Genomic DNA, 23,749 nt, shown 5'->3' with positions numbered 1-23,749 from the left:
TAACGTTATTCGGGTGGGGTCGGTTTTACAGACCCCGAGTGTAACCGAACAACTTTTGTGACACATAGGGTCTGCTTGTGACCAACAAGTATTTTACGGTCACTAAAGCGCAAACAGCTCCGCCGGCAGACTCATCAGGCACTCACTGCCCGCCTCCACCGCCGCCCGGTGCGCGGCCGTGCGCGGTAGCAGGCGCTTGAAGTAGAACTCGCAGGTCGCCAGCTTGCCTCGGGCGTAATCGGCATCACCGCTACCGCTGTCCAACTGCTCTTGTGCCACCAGCGCCATGCGCAGCCACAAGTAGGCAAGGATGATGTAGCCGCTGTACATCAGGTAATCCAGGGCTGCAGCGCCGACTTCATCCGGGTTTTTCATGGCTGCCATGCCTACCTTGACCGTCAGCTCACCCCACTGCTGATTCAACTGGTTGAGCTGAGCCACATGGGCCTTGAGTTGCGGATGTTCGGCGTTGGCCGCGCAAAACTTGTGGACGATTTTGGTAAAGCCGCGCAGCAGCTTGCCCTGGCTGCCGAGCACCTTGCGCCCGAGCAAATCCAGGGCCTGGATGCCGTTGGTCCCTTCATAGATCGGCGCAATCCGGCAATCGCGAACCAGTTGCTCCATGCCCCATTCACGAATGAAGCCATGGCCACCGAACACCTGCATGCCGTGGTTGGTCACCTCCAGCCCGGTTTCGGTCATGAACGCCTTGCAGATCGGCGTAAGGAAGGCCAACAGGTCTTCGGCTTCCTGGCGTTGCCCCTCGTCGCCACTCAGGTGTGCGGTATCGAGCAACTGTGCCGAGAAGTAGGTCAATGCGCGGTTGCCTTCATTGAAGGCTTTCATGGTCAGCAACATGCGCCGCACATCCGGGTGGACGATGATCGGATCAGCGGCTTTTTCGGGTGCCTTGGCGCCGGTCAGCGAGCGCATCTGCAAGCGGTCGTTGGCGTACTTGATCGCACCCTGGAAGCTCGCTTCCCCCAGGCAAAGGCCCTGCATGCCGGTGCCCAGGCGCGCATGGTTCATCATGGTGAACATGCAGTTGAGGCCCTTGTTCGCCTCACCGATCAGGAAACCCCGGGCGCCATCGAAGTTCAGCACACAGGTGGCCGACGCCTTGATGCCCATCTTGTGCTCGATGGAGCCGCAACTCATCGTGTTGCGCTCGCCCGAGTCGGCATGGAACTTGGGCACGATAAACAGCGAGATTCCCTTGGTGCCGGCCGGCGCATCCGGCAGCTTGGCCAGCACCAGGTGGATGATGTTGTCACTCATGTCATGCTCGCCGGCCGAGATGAAAATCTTGCTGCCGGTGACTGCATAACTGCCGTCGGCCTGCGGTACGGCGCGGGTCTTGATCAGGCCAAGGTCGGTGCCGCAATGGGCTTCAGTCAGGCACATGGTGCCGGTCCACTGGCCCGCGGTGAGTTTGCTCAGGTAGGTGTTTTTCTGCTCTTCAGTGCCGTGGGCACGGATCGCCGACATCGCACCGTGGGTCAGGCCGGGGTACATGCCCCAGGACGTATTGCTGGAGGAGATCATCTCCGCGAGCACCAGGCCCAGGGACATTGGCAAGCCCTGCCCGCCGTAGGCCGGGTCAGCCGCCAAACCGTGCCAGCCGCCTTCCACGTACTGCGCGAAGGCTTCCTTGAAGCCCTTGGGCGTGGTCACCACACCGTTGTCGAAATGGCAGCCTTCTTCATCGCCGGAGCGGTTCAACGGCGCCAGGACGTTTTCGCAGAACTTCGCACCTTCCTCGAGGATTGCGCCGACCATGTCCGGGCTGGCATCGCTTGCACCCAGCGCGGCGTAATGGCCGTGGAAGTCAAAGACGTGATCGATCAGAAAGCGCATGTCGCGCAGGGGAGCTTTATAGTCAGGCATGGCAATGTCTCCGGCAGCAGATGCCTTCAACCTACTGCCCCACGGCCCACCGGACAATCACTGTAGGGCCGCTGAATACACCACCATCACTCAACCGGCAGCGCTGTCCATGCGGACCGCGCCGCGGCGGGTCTGCCCCGCAGCGACCACGCAGTTACGCCCCGCACCCTTGGCGTTGTACAGCGCCTGGTCGGCGGATTTGAGCACTTCTTCAGGGCTGCGCTGCTCGGCCTGGCGTTCGGCCACGCCGATGCTGACGGTCACCGACACGCTGGAAGCGCCATTGCCCACACGACGCTGGCGCCCCTGCTGGTCGTCGTGGGGACGGTCCGGGTTACGCAGTTTGATGTCGTAGTTGGCGATGATTTCGCGGATCTCTTCCAGGTGCGGCAGGCATTCATCCAGGGTCTTGCCGGCGAATACCACGGCAAATTCCTCACCGCCATAGCGGTAGGCCCGGCCGCCGCCGTTGACCTTGGACAGCTTGCTGGCCACCAGGCGCAGTACCTGGTCGCCCACGTCGTGGCCATGGGTATCGTTGAAACGCTTGAAGTGATCGACGTCGCCCATGGCCAGCACATAATTGCGCCCCAGGCGTTGCATGCGCTCATTGAGCGCGCGGCGGCCCGGCAACCCGGTCAGCTCGTCACGGAAGGCCATTTGATAAGCCTCGTGGGCCACCCCGGCAGCGATCATCAGCATCACCTGGCTGCACATGATGTTCAGGGTGAACGGCAGGATGAACGTCTGCGGCAACATCCAGAACAACCCCAGCAACCCTACCAGCTGCGCGGCGTGCAGCGGTCTTGGTTGATACCAGTACTGCGCGGCCAGGGTCACAAAACCAATCAGGAACATCGGATAGGACAGCTGGATCAGGCTCATCCAGCGGCCATGCAAGGCGGGCCAGCGAATTTCGGCCAACCAGCTCAACAAGGCATGGGGAAAACTTTGTTCAAGGGCAAGCGCCACGCTGCCTACCGCAAACAGCACCGCGCAGCGTGCGACGAAGTCGCGAAACAGGTGGGTTTTTTCTTGCCAGACCGCGTAGATGCCGAACAGCAACGGTAACAACAGGCAACACAGATGGAAGACCACGGCCGCGTCGTCCCGCACGCGACCGTTATCGCGGTAGTAATCGGTCTGGGTATCCAGCAGGAAATAGACCACATACACCGTGATCATCAGGAACAGCTCTCGCTGGCGCCGGTAGACCGCGCAGTACGAGCCGCCCAGCAGCAGCACGAGGGTCGGCAGCACATTGAACAGTGAAGTGAAGAACACATTGAGATCCTTCACATACGCAGCCGAGAGCCCCGCCAGCAGTAAAAGCAGTGAAGGTAAAAAATGACTGAAACGTACAGCAGACGCGCGCGACAAGGGTAAAGCTCCGACCCACAAAAAAGATGGCACAGTGCCTTCACTGATCACAGTTAAGCACATTCGATGTGATGCGTATCACATTGCCATCACTGTAACGGCCGCTCGGAGCAATCCCTGAGTGCGGTACTGTGGTTTTTTATCGCGCAAAAAAAACCGCCGCTCCCGAAGGAGCGGCGGCTTTTGAAGCGAACTGGCCGAGGCTTAGTAGCCCAGGTCGAAGTTCTCTTCTTTCATGTCCATCAGGTTGTTGGCGCCCGACAGCATGGTTGCAACGTGGGTGCGGGTACGCGGCAGGATGCGCTGGAAGTAGAAACGCGCAGTCTGCAGCTTGGCGGTGTAGAAGCCTTCTTCGGTGGTGCCGGCAGCCAGTTTCTCGGCGGCCAGGCGGGCCATGTCGGCCCAGAAGTAAGCCAGGCAGGCATAACCGGAGTACATCAGGTAATCCACCGAAGCGGCACCGACTTCTTCGCGGTCTTTCATGGCCGCCATGCCGACCTTCATGGTCAACTCTCCCCACTCTTTGTTCAGTGCCGCCAGCGGTGCAACGAATTCTTGTACCGCTTCGTTGCCTTCGTTGGCCTGGCAGAACTTGTGGACGATCTTGGTGAAGCCCTTCAGCGCTTCGCCCTGGGTCATCAGCACTTTACGGCCCAGCAGGTCGAGGGCCTGGATGCCGGTGGTGCCTTCGTACAGCATCGAAATGCGGCTGTCGCGAACGTTCTGCTCCATGCCCCACTCGGCGATGAAGCCGTGGCCGCCGTAGATTTGCACGCCGTGGTTGGCGGCTTCAAAACCGACTTCGGTCATGAACGCCTTGGCAATCGGGGTCATGAACGCCAGCAGTGCGTCAGCCTGTTTCTTGGCTTCGTCGTCAGTGCCGTACTTGACCACGTCAACCTGCTTGGCGGTGAAGTACACCATCGCGCGGTTGCCCTCGGCGAAGGCTTTCATGGTCAGCAGCATGCGGCGCACGTCAGCATGCACGATGATCGGGTCAGCGGCCTTGTCCGGCGCTTTCGGGCCAGTCAGGGAGCGCATTTGCAGGCGGTCGCGAGCGTATTTGAGGCCGCCCTGGAAGCCGATTTCAGCGTGGGACAGGCCTTGCAGCGCGGTGCCCAGGCGAGCGGTGTTCATAAAGGTGAACATGCAGTTCAGGCCTTTGTTCGCCGGGCCGATCAGGAAACCGGTGGCCGCGTCGAAGTTCATCACGCAGGTGGCGTTGCCGTGGATACCCATCTTGTGTTCCAGGGAACCACAGGACACCGCGTTGCGTTCGCCAATCGAACCGTCGGCGTTCGGTACGAACTTGGGAACGATGAACAGCGAAATGCCTTTGGTGCCAGCCGGTGCGTCCGGCAGGCGAGCCAGCACGATGTGGACGATGTTGTCGGCCATGTCGTGTTCGCCGGCCGAGATGAAGATCTTGGTACCGGAAACCTTGTAGGAACCATCAGCCTGAGGCTCGGCCTTGGTGCGCAGCATGCCCAGGTCGGTGCCGCAGTGCGGTTCGGTCAGGCACATGGTGCCGGTCCACTCGCCCGACACCAGTTTGGTCAGGTAAGCCTCTTGCTGCTCGGGGGTGCCGTGCTCGGAAATGGTGTTCATCGCGCCATGGGACAGGCCCGGGTACATGCCCCACGACCAGTTGGCTTCGCCGACCATTTCGCTGACCGCCAGGCCCAGGGATTCCGGCAGGCCCTGGCCACCGTGCGCCACGTCGTGGGCCAGGCTTGGCCAGCCGCCTTCAACGAACTGTTTGTAGGCTTCTTTGAAACCGGTAGGGGTCTTAACGCCTGACTCGCTCCAGGTGCAACCTTCGATATCACCCACGCGGTTCAGCGGTGCCAGTACCTGCTCACAGAACTTGGCGCCTTCTTCGAGAATGGCGTCAACCATGTCCGGGGTAGCGTCCTGGCAAGCCGGCAGGCTCTGATAGTGCGCTTCATAGCCAAGCAGTTCGTCACGAACGAAGCGAATATCACGCAAGGGGGCCTTGTAGTCAGGCATAGCGATAAACCTCTGCTGATGTATCTGGGATGAACAACCGCATGGATGTGTTGTGGCGGTCAAACAGTTGTTTGAAACATACGTTTACGACCAATCCTTGTCAAGCGTCGCGCAAACGCCGTTTGTCATGACGCAGGTCAACGTCAGGCACGGCAAGGCCTGCAGCGAAATGCCGCATGACGATTCAGGGGAAAAAAGATTATTGAGCGGTGAAGATCAATGTGGGAGCTGGCTTGCCTGCGATGCGGGCGCCGCGGTGTATCAGGAGGAACGAGGTGAGGCTATCGCAGGCAAGCCAGCTCCCACAGAGAAGCCAGCTCGCACGATAAGAGGGGGGGTTATGCGTAAGTATCGATCAAGGTGCCGAGCATTTCGTCGGAAGCCTTGGCGACTTTGGCGCCCAGTTCAACCTGGAACTTGCCTTGGGCCATCTCGACCATGTTGCTCGCCGAGTTGCTCGCCTGATTGGCGTCTACCGAACGCAAACGATCATTTTGCGCGTCCGAAGGCTGGGAAGTGGCGGCGCTGGCAATCTTGCCGGCGGCCTGGTCGACACGGTTCTGCCCGGTCTGAATCGCGCTCAGTCCCGAGTAAAACGCACTGCTACCAGAGATTTCCATGGCGTGAACCTGCCTATAAGAGAATCGTGAACTGTTATTGAAGCAGACCTACCGGCAAAACGCCCGTCAAAAACACTAATGGCATAATGCCTTCGCGATAGGCAAAACTAGTCAAGCAGGTCCAGTTGCAAGTACGCGGCGACCGCTTCGGCGCTGGGATGCTTGAGCTTGGGCACCCTTCCCAGGCATGGCGCGGGGAGTCGTTCAGCCAGGGTCGCGAGGTTTTCTTCCAGACGAGAGGTCTTGGGGTCGATGATATTGGCCACCCAGCCCGCCAGCGGCAACCCGTCCCGGGCGATGGCTTCTGCGGTCAACAACGCGTGGCTGATACACCCCAACCGCACACCCACCACCAGGATCACCGGCAGCTTCAGCGCCTGGGCCAGGTCCGACAAATTGTCCTGGTCCGCCAATGGCACACGCCAGCCGCCCGCACCTTCGATCAAGGTGAAGTCCGCCTGTTTGGCGAGAACGTGCTGCATGGGTTTCAACAACGACTGCACCGTCAGCGCCACGCCGGCTTCACGGGCCGCCAGATGCGGCGCGATGGCCGGCTCGAAGGCCACCGGGTTGACCTCGGCATAACTCAACGGCAACGAACACTCGGCCAGCAACGCCAGGGCGTCCGAATTGCGCAGGCCCTTGGGCGTCAGCTGGCACCCAGAGGCTACCGGCTTGCCCGCCGCCGTACTTTTGCCGGCTTGCCGCGCGGCATGCAGCAGGCCAGCAGCGACGGTGGTCTTGCCGACGTCGGTGTCGGTCCCCGTGATGAAGTAAGCGGCATTCATAGAGGTTTCTCCAGGACGGCGTACACCACTTGATAAGTTGCCGGCAGGCCCTGGGCCTGGCGGAACTGCTCGTAGGCTTGCACCAGTGCAACAATCCGCGCCCGGCCCGTCAACCCTCCTGGGCGCCCCGGGTTCAGATTGTGCGCACCCAACGCTTTCAGTTCATGGGTCAGGCTGCGCACGTCGGGGTAATGCAACACGTGGGGACACTGCTCCAGGCTGCGCACCCGCAAACCACTGGCTGCGCACAGTTGCTCATAAGCACTGAACGGCCGGAAGCGGTTCACATGAACCATGCCATCCGCTGCGCGCCAGCTTTCGCGCAACTCATCCAGCGTACCCACGCAGAGGCTGGCAAACGCCAGCACGCCGCCGGGCTGCAATACGCGCTGCGCTTCGCTGAGCACTGCGGCGAAATCCGAGCACCACTGCACCGCCAAACTGGAGTAGATCAGCCCGCAACTGGCGTCCTGCAAGGGCAAGCGCTCGGCATCGCCAGCGATGAAATGTTGTGCACCGCCCAGCGGCCGGGCGTGTTTGAGCATGCCTTCGGCGATATCCAGGGCGAAACCCTGGCTACCCGCAAATGACTGGCCCAGCACACGACTGAAATAGCCCGTGCCACTGCCCAGGTCCAGCCAGCGTTGTGGAGAAAGACCTTCGGGCAAACGCCGCAGCAGCTCGCTGCCCACCGCACGCTGCAACTCGGCAACGCTGTCGTAACTGGCGGCTGCGCGGGAAAAGGAGGCCGCTACCTGGCGCTTGTCTGGCAAGCCGCCGGGCAGCACATGGGACAAATCAGTCATCACCGCACTCATGCAAAAAAGCCTGGATGGCCCCCGCCACACCGTGGGGGTCCTCCAGTAGAAAAGCGTGACCGGCCTGTTCAATCAGGCCGATTTCAACGTCAGGCAACAAGGCGAACAACTCACTGGCCACTTCAGCCGGAACCAGCCCGTCCAGCCCGGCAAACAGATGCAACTGCGGCCCTTGAAAGTCGACCAACGCCTGACGGGTGTCCAATCGGCCCAACAGCTCCAGACCACTGAGCAAGGTCTGCGCGGAGGTTTTAGGGGCACCCGCCAGCAATAGCCGAGCAAGTGATCGGGGATCGCTGGAACCCCGGGCGCAAAGCAGACTGAAGCGTTTTAACGTCGCAACCGGATCAAGGCGGCAACCGTTAAGAAACGCAATAAAATCCTCTTCGTGCATGCCATGGTCCCAGCGGGACCAGGCCACGAAGCTTGCGTTGCTGGCAAAGGTGAGCAAACCGCAACAATGATCACCGCGCCGGGCGGCCAACTCGGCAGCAAGCATGCCGCCGAGGGACCAACCACCCAGCCAGACGTCTTGGGGCAAGGTCGAATCCAGCTCATCGAGCCACTCTTGAAGGTCGTCCGACTCCACGTCCGGCAACGGTTCGATCTGCACCTGCAAGTGTTCATCCAGCCCCTGCAACGCCGCCGCCAGCGGTTCCAGCGGCGAAACGCCGAGGCCCCAGCCAGGCAGCAATATCAGTCGATCACGCATGGTCGGGCTCCTGGCCTAACAAGCGGAAACACTCTTCCAATGCGCTTAACAATAGCTGCACCTGGGCTTCACTGTGGGCTGCCGTGAGAGTCACCCGCAGACGGGCGCTGCCGGCGGGCACGGTCGGTGGCCGAATCGCCGTCACCATCAGCCCGCGCTCGCGCAGCATCTGCGACAAACGCACCGCGCGGGCACTGTCGCCAATCATGATCGGCTGGATCGGCGTGAAACTGTCCATCAGTTCCAGGCCAATCTGCTCGGCGCCCTGGCGGAACTGGCGGATCAGCCCATTGAGATGCTCCCGCCGCCAATGCTCGGTGCGCAGCAGTTCCAGGCTTTTCAGCGTGGCGCAGGCCAATGCCGGCGGTTGGCTGGTGGTGTAGATATACGGGCGGGCGAACTGGATCAGGCTTTCGATCAGCTCTTCGCTGCCCGCGACAAACGCGCCGGCAGTACCGAAGGCTTTGCCCAGAGTGCCCACCAACACCGGAACGTCTTCCTGGCTCAAACCGAAATGCTCGACGATCCCGCCACCGTTGGCGCCCAAAGGCCCGAAGCCATGGGCGTCATCCACCATCAACCATGCGCCCCTGGCCCGGGTTTCACGGGCCAGCGCCGGCAAGTCGGCCAGGTCACCGTCCATGCTGAACACGCCGTCGGTCACCACCAGCGTAATGCCGGTGGCTTTCTCCAGGCGCTTGGCCAGGCTTTCAGCATCGTTGTGCAGGTAACGATTGAAGCGCGCGCCGGAGAGCAAACCGGCATCCAGCAACGAGGCATGGTTGAGACGGTCTTCAAGCACCGTATCGCCCTGCCCCACCAGCGCGGTGACGGCGCCAAGGTTGGCCATGTAACCGGTGGTGAACAGCAGCGCCCGCGGGCGACCAGTGAGGTCGGCCAGGGCCTCTTCCAGTTCATGGTGCGGCGTGCTATGGCCGATCACCAGATGCGAAGCGCCGCCACCCACGCCCCAGCGAGCCGCGCCCGCGCGCCAGGCTTCAATCACTTGCGGGTGATTGGCCAGGCCCAGGTAATCGTTGTTGCAGAACGCCAGCAACGGCTGGCCGTCGACCACCACGTCAGGGCCTTGCGGGCTCTGCAGCAGTGGACGTTGGCGATACAGGTGTTCGGCACGACGAGCCGCAAGACGCGCGGCGAGATCGAAAGACATGAGACCTCGGTAGATCAGGGTGAACGCGGTCAAAAATGTGGGAGCGGGCTTGCTCGCGAAAGCAGTGGATCAGTCAGCTTATGTATTGGCTGACACACCGCCTTCGCGAACAAGCCCGCTCCCACATTTGGATGGCATTCCAAAGTGGACTTATCAAACAGCCGCGTTGTAAAACTGCTCGCTGCTCTTCTGCTCCACCAGCGCCTGCTCGATCGCCGCCTGGTGCACTTCATCGGCGTGCTCTTCACGAGCTTCCGGCAAGATGCCCAGGCGCGAGAACAGTTGCATGTCCTTGTCCGCCTGCGGGTTGGCGGTGGTCAGCAGTTTGTCGCCGTAGAAAATCGAGTTGGCGCCGGCAAAAAACGCCAGGGCCTGCATCTGCTCGTTCATCGCCTCACGCCCGGCCGACAGCCGCACATGGGACTGCGGCATCAGGATGCGCGCCACCGCCAGCATGCGGATGAAGTCGAACGGGTCGATGTCGTCGGCGTTTTCCAGCGGCGTGCCGGCAACTTTCACCAGCATGTTGATCGGCACCGATTCCGGATGCTCCGGCAGGTTGGCCAGCTGGATCAGCAGGTTGGAGCGGTCGTCCAGGGACTCGCCCATGCCGAGGATGCCGCCGGAGCAGATCTTCATCCCCGAATCACGCACGTACGCCAGGGTTTGCAAGCGCTCACCGTAGGTGCGGGTGGTGATGATCGAACCGTAGAACTCCGGCGACGTGTCGAGGTTGTGGTTGTAGTAATCGAGGCCGGCCTGGGCCAGGGCTTCGGTCTGGTCCTGATCGAGACGGCCGAGGGTCATGCAGGTTTCCAGGCCCATGGCCTTCACACCTTTGACCATCTCCAGCACGTAGGGCATGTCTTTGGCTGACGGATGCTTCCAGGCGGCGCCCATGCAGAAACGGGTCGAACCGATGGCCTTGGCGCGAGCGGCCTCTTCGAGGACCTTCTGCACTTCCATCAGCTTCTCTTTTTCCAGGCCGGTGTTGTAGTGGCCCGACTGCGGACAATATTTGCAATCTTCCGGGCAGGCGCCGGTCTTGATCGACAGCAGCGTGGAAACCTGGACGCGGTTGGCGTCGAAATGCGCGCGGTGCACGGTCTGCGCCTGGAACAACAGGTCGTTGAAGGGCTGTACGAACAGCGCTTTGACTTCGGCTAAAGACCAATCGTGACGCAGGTTGGCAGTGATGCTGGCGCTCATGGGCGATTCCTTGATTATGCTTTGGCAAGCCCTGTGGGAGTAATACCCACAGGTACGACACGGATGCTCGGCATATTTAAGGAAGATTCATGCACTGTCAACTTGAGAACAAACACGAGGTTTACATCTGGTTAAAAAGCAACCAAACCTGTTTAATCTGCGATGAAAGCAGCGGAACGGCCGATCCTGTCTGCAGCGCCTGCGAAACCGAGCTGCCCTGGCTGATGGAACATTGCGAGGTGTGCGCACTGCCGTTGCCGGCGACGGGCCTGGTGTGCGGCCAGTGCTTGAAGCAACCTCAGGCGTTCAAGCAGGTCGTCGCGCCGTGGACCTACAGCTTCCCCATCGACAGCCTGATCAGCCGTTTCAAGCATCAGGCCCGCTGGCCGCTGGGGCACCTGCTTGCGCACCTGTTGGGACAATTCCTGCAACACCGCTATGAAGATGCCGCGCTGGCTCGCCCCGACTGCCTGCTGCCCGTGCCCTTGGCCCGCAAACGCCTGCGGGAACGGGGCTTCAACCAGGCGGCGATGCTCGCCCGCTGGCTGAGTGAGGACTTGAACATTCCCTGGGATGAGCACCTGCTGTCACGGCCGCGTGAAACCGTGGCGCAGCAAGACCTCGACGCCAGGACCCGCAAGCGCAACCTGCACCAGGCCTTCGCCCTGGCCGACGGCGCGCAAGTCAAAGGCCGGCACTTGGCGCTGATCGACGACGTACTGACCACCGGCGCCACCGCCAGCAGTCTCGCCCGCCTGTTGATGGATGCCGGCGCCCGACAGGTGGATGTGTATTGCCTGGCACGGACGCCCAAGCCCGGCACATGACTTGACTCGCGGGCGTCCTGCCCGCAACGTCAGCCCATTCCATCGAAGCGTGTAACCATGTCCCTGCCAACCCTCTTGAGCCAACACATCGTCCGTCGCCCGCAGCGCATTGCACTGCTGCAACATATTGCCGAACAAGGCTCCATCACCCGCGCCGCAAAGAGTGCGGGGCTGAGCTACAAGGCGGCCTGGGACGCCATCGACGAACTGAACAACCTGGCGCAAAAGCCCCTGGTGGAACGCAGCGTCGGCGGCAAGGGCGGTGGCGGCGCCAGGTTGACGGCCGAGGGTGAGCGGGTATTACGCCTTTACCAACGCCTGCAGGTACTGCAAGCCCAGGTGCTGGATTGTGCCGAAGACGCCAGCGACTTCAACCTGCTGGGCCGCCTGATGCTGCGCACCAGCGCACGTAACCAGTTGCACGGCCGGGTGATCGCCATCGACAGCCACGGCCGCAATGACCTGATTCGCCTGGAGCTGGCCGCTGGGCTGCGCCTGGATGCGCAGATCACCCACGACAGTACCTTGCGCCTGGAGCTGGAGATCGGCACCGAAGTCGTCGCCCTGATCAAGGCCGGCTGGCTTGAAGTACTGGCCGTCACGCAGGCAGCAACACCTGGACACAATTGCCTGGAAGGAAAAATCGAGGCCATTCTCGATGCCGAAGACGGCCCCAGCGAGGTGCGGATCACCTTGCCCAACGGCCAGGTTCTCTGCGCCCTGGCCCGGCCCGACGCGCTTGCGCAGATCCATGCCGCCGAAGGTCTGCAAGTGAAGGTGCAGTTCTCCCCCAGCAACGTGCTGCTGGGCACTCCGGTGTAGCGCTTCAAACTGCAACAATTTCGTCACGACTGCTCCCTAAGGTGGCTGCAAAAACCCGCAGGGAGCCTGAAATGAGCCTATTAGAAGAAAACCAAGCCACCGACCTGGAACAGATGGTCGGCCTCACCCGCCGGCGTTTTATCGGCGCCGGCGCCCTGTGCGGTGCCGCGATGTTCCTCGGCGGCAACCTGCTGACCCGCAGCGCCCTGGCGGTCAACGCCGCGTCGAACAGCCCATTGCTGGGTTTCACCAGCATCGCCTCGGCCACCAGCGACACCATCACCCTGCCGCCCGGCTACAGCGCTTCGGTACTGATCAGCTGGGGCCAGCCGCTGCACAAGAACGCGCCGGCCTTCGACCCCAGCGGCAACGGCACCGCCAAGGCCCAGGAACAGCAGTTCGGCGACAACAACGACGGCATGAGCCTGTTCGCCTTCCCCGGTGACGACAACCGCGCGCTGATGGCGATCAACAACGAATACACCAACTACCGCTACCTCTACGCCCACGGCGGCGCGCCGCAATCGGCCGAAGACGTGCGCAAGGCGTTGGCCAGCGAAGGGGTGTCGGTGATCGAAGTACGGCGCAAAGGCGACACCTGGCACTTCGTCCAGGACTCGCGCTACAACCGGCGCATCCACGGCAACTCGCCCATCCGCTTCGGTGGCCCTGCGGCGGGCCATGCCTGGCTGAAAACCAGCGCCGACAAAACCGGCAAAAAAGTCCTCGGCACCTTCCAGAACTGCGCCAACGGCAAGACCCCGTGGGGCACGTATCTCACCTGCGAAGAGAACTTCACCGACTGCTTCGGCAGCAGCAACCCGCAACAGACCTTCGACGCCGGGCAGAAACGCTATGGCGTGGTCGCCGCGAGCAAAGACATCAACTGGCACCCCCACGACCCGCGCTTCGACATGGCCAAGAATCCCAACGAACTCAACCGCCATGGCTGGGTAGTGGAAATCGACCCGTTCGACCCGCAATCCACACCGGTCAAACGCACCGCCCTGGGCCGCTTCAAGCACGAAAACGCTGCCCTGGCGGAAACGCGCGACGGCCGCGCCGTGGTGTACATGGGCGACGACGAGCGCGGCGAGTTCATCTACAAGTTCATCAGCCGCGACAAGATCAATCACAAGAACCCCAAGGCCAACAAGGACCTGCTGGACCACGGCACCTTGTACGTGGCGATTTTCGATGCGGGCGACGGCAATGCCGACCATCCCAAGGGCCAGGGCCAATGGGTCGAGCTGACCTACGGCAAGAACGGCATCGACGCCAACAGCGGTTTTGCCAGCCAGGCCGAAGTGCTGATCCACGCGCGCCTGGCCGCCAGCGTGGTGAAAGCCACCCGCATGGACCGCCCGGAATGGATCGTGGTCAGCCCCACCGACGGCCAGGTGTATTGCACCCTGACCAACAACGCCAAGCGCGGTGAAGACGGCCAGCCGGTGGGTGGCCCGAACCCGCGGGAGAAAAACGTCTACGGGCAGATACTGCGCTGGAAGGCCAATGCCAACGACCATGGCGCGCCGGACTTCAGCTGGGATTTGTTCGTGGTGGCCGGCAACCCGACCGTGCATGCCGGCACGCCAAAAGGCGGCTCGTCCAACATCAACCCGCAGAACATGTTCAACAGCCCGGACGGGCTGGGCTTCGACAAGGCCGGGCGGTTGTGGATCCTCACCGATGGCGACTACAGCAACGGCGGCGACTTTGCCGGGATGGGCAATAACCAGATGCTGTGTGCCGACCCGTCGACCGGTGAAATTCGCCGGTTCATGGTAGGGCCCGTGGCCTGTGAAGTGACCGGGATCAGCTTCTCGCCGGACCAGAAAACCCTGTTTGTGGGGATTCAGCATCCGGGGGAAACCGGTGGGTCGACCTGGCCGGAGCATCTGCCAAATGGCAAGCCACGGTCCTCGGTGATGGCGATTCGTCGGGATGATGGCGGGATCGTCGGCGCCTGATAAGGCCTCTTCGCGAGCAAGCCCGCTCCCACATTTGACCGCATTCCAAAGCCAGGACTCGGTTTAATGTGGGAGCGGCGGTGCGACGATTCGACTTGCTCGCGAAGGCGTCAGAACAGTCACCACCTATCCACCCCTGGGTGCGTTACCATACCCGGCCGGACGCGGCGCCCTGCTGCGCGCAGGAGTTCGCATGGCACACCCGTTTGAAACACTGACCCCTGACCTGGTGCTCGACGCAGTCGAAAGCATCGGTTTCCTCAGCGACGCCCGCATCCTCGCGCTCAACAGCTACGAAAACCGTGTCTACCAGGTCGGCATCGAAGACTCCGAGCCCTTGATCGCCAAGTTCTATCGGCCGCAACGCTGGACCAACGAAGCGATCCTCGAAGAACACAGTTTCACCTTCGAACTGGCCGAGTGCGAAGTGCCGGTGGTGGCGCCGATGATTCACAACGGTGAAAGCCTGTTCGAACACGCGGGTTTCCGCTTCACCCTGTTCCCGCGCCGTGGCGGACGCGCACCGGAGCCGGGCAACCTCGACCAGTTGTATCGCCTCGGCCAATTGCTCGGCCGCCTGCATGCGGTCGGTTCCACCCGCCCCTTCGAACACCGCGAAGCCCTGGGCGTGAAGAATTTCGGTCACGATTCCCTGAACACCCTGCTGGAAGGCAACTTCATTCCTCGCAGCCTGCTGCCAGCCTACGAGTCCGTGGCCCGCGACCTGCTCAAGCGTGTGGAGGAGGTCTACAAGGCCACGCCCCACAAGAACATCCGCATGCACGGCGATTGCCACCCCGGCAACATGATGTGCCGCGACGAGATGTTCCATATCGTCGACCTCGATGACTGCCGCATGGGCCCCGCCGTTCAGGACCTGTGGATGATGCTCGCCGGTGATCGTCAGGAATGCCTGGGGCAACTGTCGGAATTGATGGACGGCTACCAGGAATTCCACGACTTCGACCCGCGCGAACTGGCCCTGATCGAACCCCTGCGTGCCCTGCGCCTGATGCACTACAGCGCCTGGCTTGCACGGCGCTGGGACGACCCGGCGTTCCCCCACAGCTTCCCGTGGTTCGGCAGCGAACGTTACTGGGGCGACCAGGTGCTGGCGTTGCGCGAGCAGTTGTCGGCGCTCAATGAAGAACCCTTGAAACTGTTCTAACGCACACCACAATCCCCTGTAGGAGCTGGCTTGCCGGCGATGCAAGCGCCTCGGTGTATCAGTGGAACCGAGGTGAAGCCATCGCCGGCAAGCCAACGCCTACAGAAAAGCACATCCCACTGACTGACAAATATCCTTACAATCGCGGCTTTGTTAGCTGCCTAAGCAAGGATTCTGCATGCAAGCCGCCAACCCCCGTCGCGGGTACATATTGGGCCTGAGCGCCTACGTCATCTGGGGCCTGTTCCCGATCTACTTCAAGGCCATCGCCAGCGTTCCCGCCGCAGAAATCATCGTCAACCGCGTGCTGTGGTCGGCGCTGTTCGGCAGTCTGCTGCTGATAGTCTGGAAACACCCGGGCTGGCTCCGAGAACTGCGGGACAACCCCAGGCGCCTGGCGATCCTGGCCCTGAGCGGCACCTTGATCGCGGCCAACTGGCTGACCTATGTGTGGTCGGTGAACAGTGGCCGCATGCTGGAGGCCAGCCTGGGTTACTACATCAACCCGCTGGTGAACGTGCTGCTGGGCATGGTGATCCTCGGCGAGCGCCTGCGCCGCTTGCAATGGGTGGCCGTGGGCCTGGCAGCGGTAGGTGTGGCGCAACAGGTTTGGCAAGTCGGCAGCCTGCCGTGGGTATCCCTGGTCCTGGCGGCGACCTTTGGTTTCTACGGGTTGATCCGCAAGCAGGCGCCGGTCAAGGCATTGCCCGGGCTGGTGGTGGAAACCTGGATGCTGGTGCCGATTGCCATCGCATGGTTGCTGTTCAACCCCTCGGCCCACAGCGCACAGATGGAATTCTGGAGCACCTCCGAAGCGTGGTGGCTGGTGGCCGCAGGCCCGGTGACGCTGATCCCGCTGGTGTGTTTCAACGCCGCCGCACGGCATTTGCCCTACACCGCCCTGGGCTTCCTGCAATACGTGGCGCCCACCCTGGTGCTGCTGGAAGCCGTGCTGTTGTTCAACGAACACCTGGCACCCGCCACGCTGATCGCCTTCTGCTTTATCTGGGCCGGCCTGGTGGTTTACAGCATCGACGCCTGGATGACTGTGCGGAAAAACTGATCAAATAACGTACAAAACTCTGCAAGCCACGTCCGGTGTGGCTTGCAGGCATTCACCCCAAGGTTATCCACAGCCTGGTCCCCGGCGTTTGTGCACAAGCCCTTGAAACTGTTCGTTTTTTAGCCATCTGGCGAAGAGCCACGGCCCGCCTGGGCCGGACGCGGGTCTCTACAGGTTATCCACAGGCCCATGCAAGATTTCCATGCATAACCTTGTGGGCAACTATTCCTCGCTGCGTAGTTCCAGTTCCACCATCAAGTCGTCGGCCAGGGTTTCCAGCGCCGCCTGCAAGGTTTCCAGCGGCAGCGTCAACGGCACCGCCAGCAAGGCTTCGGCGTGGAACAGCAGGTCGCTGCTCATGGGCGCCGGGCGCACGTCGGTGATCAAGCGCTCCAGGTTGACACCCTGCTTGCTGAGCAGCGCGGTGATGTCGCGAACAATCCCCGGCCGGTCGTTACCGACCAGTTCCATCGCGATGGGTTGCGACTCGCTGGGGGCGAGCGAACTGCTTTCGCCCAGCAGCACGCGAATGCCGTGGGTGGACAAGTCTTCCAGCGCGCCAATCAAGTCCAGCCGATTTTCCGCCGGCACGCTCACCCGCAAAATCCCGGCAAACTGCCCAGCCATGTGCGCCATGCGGCTTTCCAGCCAGTTGCCGCCATGGGCGGCGATGCATTGGGCGATGCGTTCGACCACACCGGGTTTGTCCGGGGCGATGACAGTCAGTACGAGATGGTCCATGGTGTCGTCCTCTTCTTATGAAAATCAGGTAGGAACCAGGCGTTCCCCTCGTACCTACCAAGGTGGACTCAGGTAGCCACGAAAACAAATCGTGTACCATTTTTATATTTATATGGAACAATCCAATAGTTTTTTGAGAACATCCCGTACCCCACTGTGACCGTACGACCAAAGTGGGTCGCTAAACGACGTATTTAGTCTAATTTTCACAACCGCAACTCATCATGTAGTATGCCCAATCGCGCACTACATAACGTTAGGTCGATGTCTGCCAAGGCAACCACGCACCGCGACGCAGCCCGCCCAGCCGCCTTCTACGGCATGTACTGGCGCAGCGTGTTCACGGTTTACATGGCCAGAGGCTTCATTGGTAAATTGAAAAGCTGAAAAGCGCATAAGCTCCGCAGAGTGAGGCAAGCAATGACTGAACACGTTCAAGTCGGTGGCCTGCAGGTCGCCAAAGTCCTGTTCGACTTCGTGAACAACGAAGCCATTCCTGGTACCGGCATCACCGCCGACCAGTTCTGGGCCGGTGCCGACAAGGTCATCCACGACCTGGCGCCGAAGAACAAAGCCCTACTCGCCAAACGCGACGATTTTCAAGCGCGGATCGACACCTGGCACCAGGCGCACGCCGGCCAGGCCCACGACGCGGTGGCCTACAAAGCCTTCCTTCAAGATATCGGATACCTGCTGCCAGAAGCCGCGGATTTCCAGGCCTCGACCCAAAACGTCGACGAAGAAATTGCCCACATGGCCGGCCCGCAGCTGGTGGTGCCGGTGATGAACGCCCGTTTCGCCCTCAACGCTTCGAATGCGCGCTGGGGCTCACTGTATGACGCGCTCTATGGCACCGATGCCATCAGCGAAGCCGACGGCGCCGAAAAGGGCAAAGGCTACAACAAGGTGCGTGGCGACAAAGTCATCGCCTTCGCCCGCGCCTTCCTTGACGAAGCCGCGCCATTGGCTGCCGGCAGCCACGTGGATTCCACCGGCTACAAGATCGTCGACGGCAAGCTCGTGGTCAGCCTCAAGGGCGGCAGCAACAGCGGCCTGCGCAGCGATGCCCAGTTGATCGGCTACCAGGGCGACGCAGCCAAGCCGACCGCCATCCTGCTGAAGCACAACGGCCTGCACTTCGAAATCCAGGTCGACGCCAGCACCCCGGTCGGCCAGACCGACGCCGCCGGCGTGAAAGACGTGCTGATGGAAGCCGCCCTGACCACCATCATGGACTGCGAAGACTCCGTCGCCGCCGTCGATGCCGATGACAAGGTGGTGATCTACCGCAACTGGCTCGGCCTGATGAAGGGCGACCTGTCGGAAGAAGTCGCCAAGGGTGGCAAGACCTTTACCCGCACCATGAACGCCGACCGCGTCTACACCGGTGCCGACGGCAAGGAAGTGACCCTGCACGGTCGTTCGCTGCTGTTCGTGCGTAACGTTGGCCACTTGATGACCATCGACGCGATCCTCGACAAGGATGGCAACGAAGTGCCGGAAGGCATTCTCGACGGCCTGCTCACCAGCCTGTCGGCGATCCACAGCCTTAACGGCAACACCCGCCGCAAGAACAGCCGCACCGGTTCGGTGTACATCGTTAAACCGAAAATGCACGGCCCCGAAGAAGCTGCGTTCACCAACGAGCTGTTCGGTCGCATCGAAGACGTGCTGAAGCTGCCGCGCAACACCCTCAAAGTCGGGATCATGGACGAGGAGCGCCGTACCACGGTCAACCTCAAGGCCTGCATCAAGGCCGCCAGCGAGCGCGTGGTGTTTATCAACACCGGCTTCCTCGACCGTACCGGCGACGAGATCCACACCTCCATGGAAGCCGGCGCGATGGTGCGCAAGGCCGCCATGAAGGCCGAGAAGTGGATCGGCGCCTACGAAAACTGGAACGTGGACATCGGCTTGAGCACCGGCCTGCAAGGCCGCGCACAAATCGGTAAAGGCATGTGGGCGATGCCCGACCTGATGGCCGCCATGCTGGAGCAGAAGATTGCTCACCCGCTGGCCGGCGCCAACACGGCGTGGGTTCCTTCGCCGACGGCGGCTGCGCTGCATGCGCTGCACTACCACAAGGTTGACGTGTTCGCCCGCCAGGCCGAACTGGCCAAGCGCGAACGTGCTTCGGTAGACGATATCCTGACCATTCCCCTGGCCCAGAATACCGATTGGTCCGAGGAAGAAATCCGCAACGAGCTGGACAACAACGCCCAGGGCATCCTCGGTTACGTGGTGCGCTGGATCGACCAGGGCGTGGGTTGCTCGAAAGTCCCGGACATCAACGACGTCGGCCTGATGGAAGACCGCGCCACCCTGCGTATCTCCAGCCAGCACATTGCCAACTGGTTGCGCCACGGCATCGTCAATGAAGCCCAGGTGATGGAAAGCCTCAAGCGCATGGCGCCGGTGGTGGACCGTCAGAACGCCGGGGATGCGCTGTACCGTCCGCTGGCTCCGGATTTCGACAGCAACATCGCGTTCCAGGCAGCGGTGGAGTTGGTGATTGAAGGGACCAAGCAGCCGAACGGTTACACCGAGCCGGTGTTGCACCGTCGGCGTCGGGAGTTCAAGGCTAAAAACGGCCTGTAAATAAATAAGCCCTGGTCGAGAGATCAGGGCTTTTTTGCAGCAGTTTAAGAAGAACTGAGTTTATAACCGCCATTGAGAACGACCGTATTACCATCCGACTCGAACCGCACATTTCTAAAGTTACCCTTGTGCGTGAAAGCGGTACCGGTCGGGGGGCGTTCAACTTCAAGAAAGATCGTCCCTTCAGTGGGTCCGAAATAATCCTTACCGTCCGGCGCCCGGTAAGTCACGCGCCTGCCCCTTGCCTCGAATTCATGAAGGCCGTTCGGCACATCGTGCCCATAATCCAGGTCAATACGCTCTTTACCTGCCCCAAGCACCGCTGTCCATGACAGGAACCCGAGGACTTCCTTGGTGCTGAAAAACCGAAACTTGCCGGGAGCAAGCACAAGAACAAAAGCATCCCCGGATTGTGCCCTCACCCTTGCGTCCTGCAAGGCCTTATCTTCAACTCGAAAAAGTTTGGTGCTCATAGCGAACTCCTGTTCATGGCTTTGTGAGGCGCTAATCGACGATCAGCACACCCCAAACCAGTAAACAGACGCTCTCAAGCTATTCCTACTGTCAGAATTGACAGTTCTTCGCGAAATCAGACCAATGGCACCGTCTAGGACGCCATCCCCAACTCCCGCTTCACCATCTTCGCCAGCTTCACGCTATCAATCGGCTTGAGCAAAAAGTCCACCACGCTCAAGTGCATCGCATCAATCACATCCGGCGCTTCGGCGTCACCCGACATGATGATGATCGGCAGCGCCGCCCGGGTGGATTCGCGCACCTGGCGAATCAATTGCAGCCCGTTGCTCGGCGTCATGCGCAGGTCGGTGATCAGCAAGCCGATGGAGCTGCTGGAACTCAACAAGTCCCATGCAGCCTCGCCGCTGTCGGCAGTCATGCAACGAATGCCGTCCAGGCCAAGAATTTCTGCCAACAGTTCGCGCGCGTCCTTGTCGTCATCCACGATCAAAACCCGTTGTGGCGGCAAATCCGGCTCCTGCATAACAGCACTCAGGGCCTCGCGCTCGGCATCACTCAAAATATCGTGGTCGGACATACGTTTCTCGGCAGTTCTATTCAATCTCCCAGCACAGAAGTCAGACATCGCCGGAAGGGCGAACAATGTGCACTTCGTCGGAAAGTTTGCCTAGTGGGCGTTCTACGGGGTTTGGACGATATTCATGTAAGGTTTTTCCCTAGTCGTGGAAGGCATAACGCTACCTAGACTTACGTCCAATGGGCACCCGCAGCGCAGGAGTCGACCATGGGGCACGATAACGACAAAAAAACTGCGGTCATAGGTATGAGTAAAGCTGATGCTTTCACACAAGCGGGGAAAACCGCTGTGTTGCAGAACATCCACGGCACCCTGCAATTCCTGCAACGCTTCCCGCCGTTCAACCAAATGGAAAACGCCCACCTGGGATTTCTGGTAGAGCAGTGTCAATTGCGCTTCTACGGCCCCGGCGAGAGCATCCTCAAGCCCTCGGGCGGGCCGGTGGAACACTTCTATATCGTCAAGCAGGGGCGCGTAGTCGGCGAGCGGCCGGACTCGACAGAAACCACCTTTGAAATCACCACCGGTGAATGTTTTCCGCTGGCGGCGCTGCTGGGGGAGCGGGCCACCCGTACCGAGCACAAAGCCGCCGAAGACACCTTCTGCCTGCAACTGAACAAGCCGGCCTTTATCAAGCTGTTCGCCCTTTCCAGCGCGTTTCGCGACTTTGCCTTGCGCGGCGTGAGCAGCTTGCTGGACCAGGTCAACCAGCAAGTCCAGCAAAAGGCCGTGGAAACCCTCGGCACCCAATATTCGCTGAACACCCGCCTGGGTGAATTGGCCATGCGCCACCCGGTCACCTGCAGCCCGCTGACGCCGCTGCGTGAAGCGGTCACGCAAATGCACGAGCAGCAAGTGGGCAGCATTGTGATCGTCGATGAACACAAGGCGCCCCTGGGGATTTTCACCCTGCGGGACCTGCGCCAGGTGGTGGCCGACGGCACCAGTGATTTCAACCAGGGCATCGAGCGCCATATGACCCAGGCGCCGTTTTTCCTCACGCCGGACCACAGCGCCTTCGACGCGGCGATTGCGATGACCGAGCGGCATATCGCCCACGTGTGCCTGGTCAAGGATCAGCGCCTGTGTGGCGTGGTGTCCGAGCGTGACCTGTTTTCCCTGCAGCGGGTTGACCTGGTGCACCTGGCGCGCACCATCCGCAATGCACCCAGGGTCGAAAACCTGGTGGCGATTCGTGGCGAAATAGGCCAGTTGGTGGAGCGCATGCTCGCCCACGGCGCGTCGTCTACGCAGATCACCCACATCATCACCTTGCTCAACGATCACACGGTGTGCCGTGTCATCGAGTTGACCCTGGCCGACAAGGGCGACCCGGGCGTGCCATTCAGCTGGCTGTGTTTCGGCAGCGAGGGCCGCCGCGAGCAGACGCTGTATACCGACCAGGACAACGGCATCCTGTTCGAAGCCCGGGACGCCGCCGAAGCCGCCGAGATTCGCGGGCGCCTGCTGCCGCTGGCACAACAGATCAACCAGAGCCTGGCGCTGTGCGGCTTCAGCCTGTGCAAGGGCAATATCATGGCCGGTAACCCGGAGCTGTGCCTGTCCCGGGCGGAATGGGCGCGGCGCTTTGCCGGGTTTATCCGTGAGGCGACGCCGGAGAGTCTGCTGGGTTCGAGCATCTATTTTGATTTGCGGGTGGTGTGGGGCGATGAGCAAGGGTGCGAGCAATTGCGCCAGGGCATTCTCGACCAGGTGGCAGACAACCGTTTGTTCCAGCGCATGCTGGCCGAGAACGCGTTGCGCCAGCGCCCGCCGGTGGGGCGCTTCCGGGATTTTGTGTTGACGCGCAAAGGCGCCGACAAGGCAACCCTCGACCTCAAGGTGCAAGGCCTCACGCCATTTGTCGACGGTGCCCGTCTGCTGGCATTGGCCAACGGCATCAGCGCCATCAACACCCTGGAGCGCTTGCGCCAACTGGTGGCCAGGGAAGTCATCGAACGCCTTGATGGCGCCGCCTATGAAGAGGCCTATCACTTCATCCAGCAAACCCGCATGCAACAACACCAACTGCAAACCCGCGAGAACCTGCCCTACTCCAACCGCGTCGATCCCGACAGTCTCAACCACCTCGACCGGCGCATCCTGCGCGAATCCCTGCGCCAGGCCCAACGCCTGCAAGGCAGCCTGACGTTGCGGTATCAGCTGTGAGCTGGTTTGGCTGGTTGCGCAAACCCAAACCTGGCCTGGATGCGGCGCAACAACGGCGCGTCGAACAATTGCCCACACCTGGGGAGCTGGGGGACGGATCGCTGCGGGCCCAGCGCTGGGTGGTGGTGGACCTGGAAACCAGCGGCCTGAACCTCAATCGTGACCAGGTGCTTTCCATTGGCGCCGTGGTGATCGAGGACGGCGCAGTGGACTTCTCGCAATTGTTCGAACGCACCCTGCACCGGGCCGAGACCAAGCTCAACCCCAGCGTGCTGATCCATGGCCTGGGGCCCAGCGCCATTGCAGCGGGCAGTGACCCGGCAGAAGCGCTGATGGACTTCATGGAGTTTGTCGGCGACAGCCCGCTGCTGGCGTTTCATGCGCCCTTCGATCAACACATGCTGTGCCGGGCACTCAAGGACAGCCTGGGCTATCGCTTGAACCACCCGTTCCTGGACGTGGCTGACATCGCCCCGCTGCTGTGCCCCGACGCCAACATCCGCGAAGCCGGGCTGGATGACTGGATCACGCATTTCAAGCTGCAAGTGGGCGAGCGTCACCATGCCAGTGCGGATGCGCTGGCAACGGCGGAACTGATGCTGATTTTGTTCAGCCGCGCACGGCAGCAGCAGATCGACAGCCCGCACGCGTTACAACAGCGCCTGGGCCAATGGAAACGCCGCAAGCAAGCGCCCTCATTCTAATGGTGGCGAGGGAGCTCGCTCTCGCTGGGGTGCGAAGC

General features: G+C 61.3%; 20 protein-coding genes. 8 read left to right on the top strand and 12 right to left on the bottom strand.

Annotated features, from left to right (window positions below; genetic code table 11):
* Positions 1-102: 102 nt before the first annotated feature.
* The 9 genes from ACW9I6_RS01660 to bioB form a co-directional block, all read right to left on the bottom strand.
* Positions 103-1,887 carry an acyl-CoA dehydrogenase C-terminal domain-containing protein gene (locus ACW9I6_RS01660; RefSeq protein WP_087694737.1) on the bottom strand — a complete coding sequence of 595 codons (1,785 nt, stop codon included), beginning with the start codon at positions 1,885-1,887 and terminating at the stop codon, positions 103-105.
* Between the two features lie 90 nt (positions 1,888-1,977).
* Entirely contained in the window at positions 1,978-3,267 is a 1,290-nt protein-coding gene (locus tag ACW9I6_RS01655) for a GGDEF domain-containing protein (RefSeq protein ID WP_023659318.1), read from the bottom strand.
* Positions 3,268-3,471: 204 nt separating this feature from the next.
* On the bottom strand, positions 3,472-5,277 hold the full coding sequence (locus ACW9I6_RS01650; RefSeq protein WP_457338778.1) for a phenylacyl-CoA dehydrogenase: 1,806 nt from the start codon (positions 5,275-5,277) through the stop codon (positions 3,472-3,474).
* A 338-nt stretch (positions 5,278-5,615) separates the two neighbouring features.
* Entirely contained in the window at positions 5,616-5,897 is a 282-nt protein-coding gene (locus ACW9I6_RS01645) for a hypothetical protein (protein ID WP_008434375.1), read from the bottom strand.
* Positions 5,898-6,004: 107 nt separating this feature from the next.
* Positions 6,005-6,685, bottom strand: a complete 681-nt coding sequence (gene bioD / locus ACW9I6_RS01640) for a dethiobiotin synthase (RefSeq protein WP_008434374.1) — start codon at positions 6,683-6,685, stop codon at positions 6,005-6,007.
* The gene (gene bioC, locus ACW9I6_RS01635; protein WP_457338777.1) at positions 6,682-7,491 is read right to left on the bottom strand and encodes a malonyl-ACP O-methyltransferase BioC; all 810 of its coding nucleotides are present in this window, start codon (positions 7,489-7,491) and stop codon (positions 6,682-6,684) included. Before bioC ends, bioD begins: the two co-directional genes overlap by 4 nt.
* A complete protein-coding gene (locus tag ACW9I6_RS01630; protein ID WP_003211068.1) occupies positions 7,484-8,215 on the bottom strand; it encodes an alpha/beta fold hydrolase in 732 nt (243 codons plus the stop codon). Before ACW9I6_RS01630 ends, bioC begins: the two co-directional genes overlap by 8 nt.
* Complete coding sequence (gene bioF / locus ACW9I6_RS01625; protein ID WP_457338776.1) at positions 8,208-9,386, bottom strand: 8-amino-7-oxononanoate synthase; 1,179 nt, start codon at positions 9,384-9,386, stop codon at positions 8,208-8,210. Before bioF ends, ACW9I6_RS01630 begins: the two co-directional genes overlap by 8 nt.
* A gap of 153 nt (positions 9,387-9,539) precedes the next feature.
* Positions 9,540-10,595, bottom strand: a complete 1,056-nt coding sequence (gene bioB, locus ACW9I6_RS01620) for a biotin synthase BioB (protein WP_457338775.1) — start codon at positions 10,593-10,595, stop codon at positions 9,540-9,542.
* Positions 10,596-10,684: 89 nt separating this feature from the next.
* On the opposite strand from bioB, the gene ACW9I6_RS01615 reads away from it, so the two are divergent.
* The 5 genes from ACW9I6_RS01615 to rarD all read left to right on the top strand — a co-directional run bounded on the left by ACW9I6_RS01615 (position 10,685) and on the right by rarD (position 16,445).
* Positions 10,685-11,422, top strand: a complete 738-nt coding sequence (locus tag ACW9I6_RS01615) for a ComF family protein (RefSeq protein WP_008434366.1) — start codon at positions 10,685-10,687, stop codon at positions 11,420-11,422.
* 57 nt (positions 11,423-11,479) lie between these two features.
* Positions 11,480-12,244, top strand: a complete 765-nt coding sequence (locus ACW9I6_RS01610) for a TOBE domain-containing protein (protein ID WP_008434365.1) — start codon at positions 11,480-11,482, stop codon at positions 12,242-12,244.
* Positions 12,245-12,315: 71 nt separating this feature from the next.
* Positions 12,316-14,214: a PhoX family protein gene (locus tag ACW9I6_RS01605; RefSeq protein ID WP_457338774.1), complete on the top strand. Its 1,899-nt coding sequence runs from the start codon at positions 12,316-12,318 to the stop codon at positions 14,212-14,214.
* 193 nt (positions 14,215-14,407) lie between these two features.
* Entirely contained in the window at positions 14,408-15,382 is a 975-nt protein-coding gene (locus ACW9I6_RS01600; protein WP_003211077.1) for a serine/threonine protein kinase, read from the top strand.
* Between the two features lie 178 nt (positions 15,383-15,560).
* Positions 15,561-16,445 carry an EamA family transporter RarD gene (gene rarD, locus ACW9I6_RS01595; RefSeq protein ID WP_003211079.1) on the top strand — a complete coding sequence of 295 codons (885 nt, stop codon included), beginning with the start codon at positions 15,561-15,563 and terminating at the stop codon, positions 16,443-16,445.
* 222 nt (positions 16,446-16,667) lie between these two features.
* Here rarD and ACW9I6_RS01590 read toward each other — a convergent pair whose 3' ends face one another.
* Complete coding sequence (locus ACW9I6_RS01590; RefSeq protein WP_003211081.1) at positions 16,668-17,186, bottom strand: glycine cleavage system protein R; 519 nt, start codon at positions 17,184-17,186, stop codon at positions 16,668-16,670.
* 420 nt (positions 17,187-17,606) lie between these two features.
* Here ACW9I6_RS01590 and ACW9I6_RS01585 point away from each other — a divergent pair, with 420 nt between their 5' ends.
* Entirely contained in the window at positions 17,607-19,784 is a 2,178-nt protein-coding gene (locus tag ACW9I6_RS01585; RefSeq protein ID WP_301050754.1) for a malate synthase G, read from the top strand.
* A gap of 44 nt (positions 19,785-19,828) precedes the next feature.
* On the opposite strand, the gene ACW9I6_RS01580 is transcribed toward ACW9I6_RS01585, so the two are convergent.
* Both ACW9I6_RS01580 and ACW9I6_RS01575 read right to left on the bottom strand, forming a co-directional pair.
* Positions 19,829-20,257, bottom strand: a complete 429-nt coding sequence (locus tag ACW9I6_RS01580; protein ID WP_457338773.1) for a hypothetical protein — start codon at positions 20,255-20,257, stop codon at positions 19,829-19,831.
* Positions 20,258-20,391: 134 nt separating this feature from the next.
* Positions 20,392-20,838, bottom strand: a complete 447-nt coding sequence (locus ACW9I6_RS01575) for a response regulator (protein WP_003211086.1) — start codon at positions 20,836-20,838, stop codon at positions 20,392-20,394.
* Positions 20,839-21,084: 246 nt separating this feature from the next.
* Here ACW9I6_RS01575 and ACW9I6_RS01570 point away from each other — a divergent pair, with 246 nt between their 5' ends.
* Positions 21,085-23,007 (top strand): putative nucleotidyltransferase substrate binding domain-containing protein, encoded by a 1,923-nt coding sequence (locus ACW9I6_RS01570; protein WP_457338772.1) that lies wholly within the window; start codon positions 21,085-21,087, stop codon positions 23,005-23,007.
* Positions 23,004-23,711: a 3'-5' exonuclease gene (locus ACW9I6_RS01565; protein ID WP_003211091.1), complete on the top strand. Its 708-nt coding sequence runs from the start codon at positions 23,004-23,006 to the stop codon at positions 23,709-23,711. Before ACW9I6_RS01570 ends, ACW9I6_RS01565 begins: the two co-directional genes overlap by 4 nt.
* The last annotated feature ends 38 nt before the right edge of the window (positions 23,712-23,749 follow it).

The organism is Pseudomonas sp. SDO5522_S412, assembly GCF_054071215.1.
This window is presented reverse-complemented; position numbering and strand designations above follow the sequence as displayed.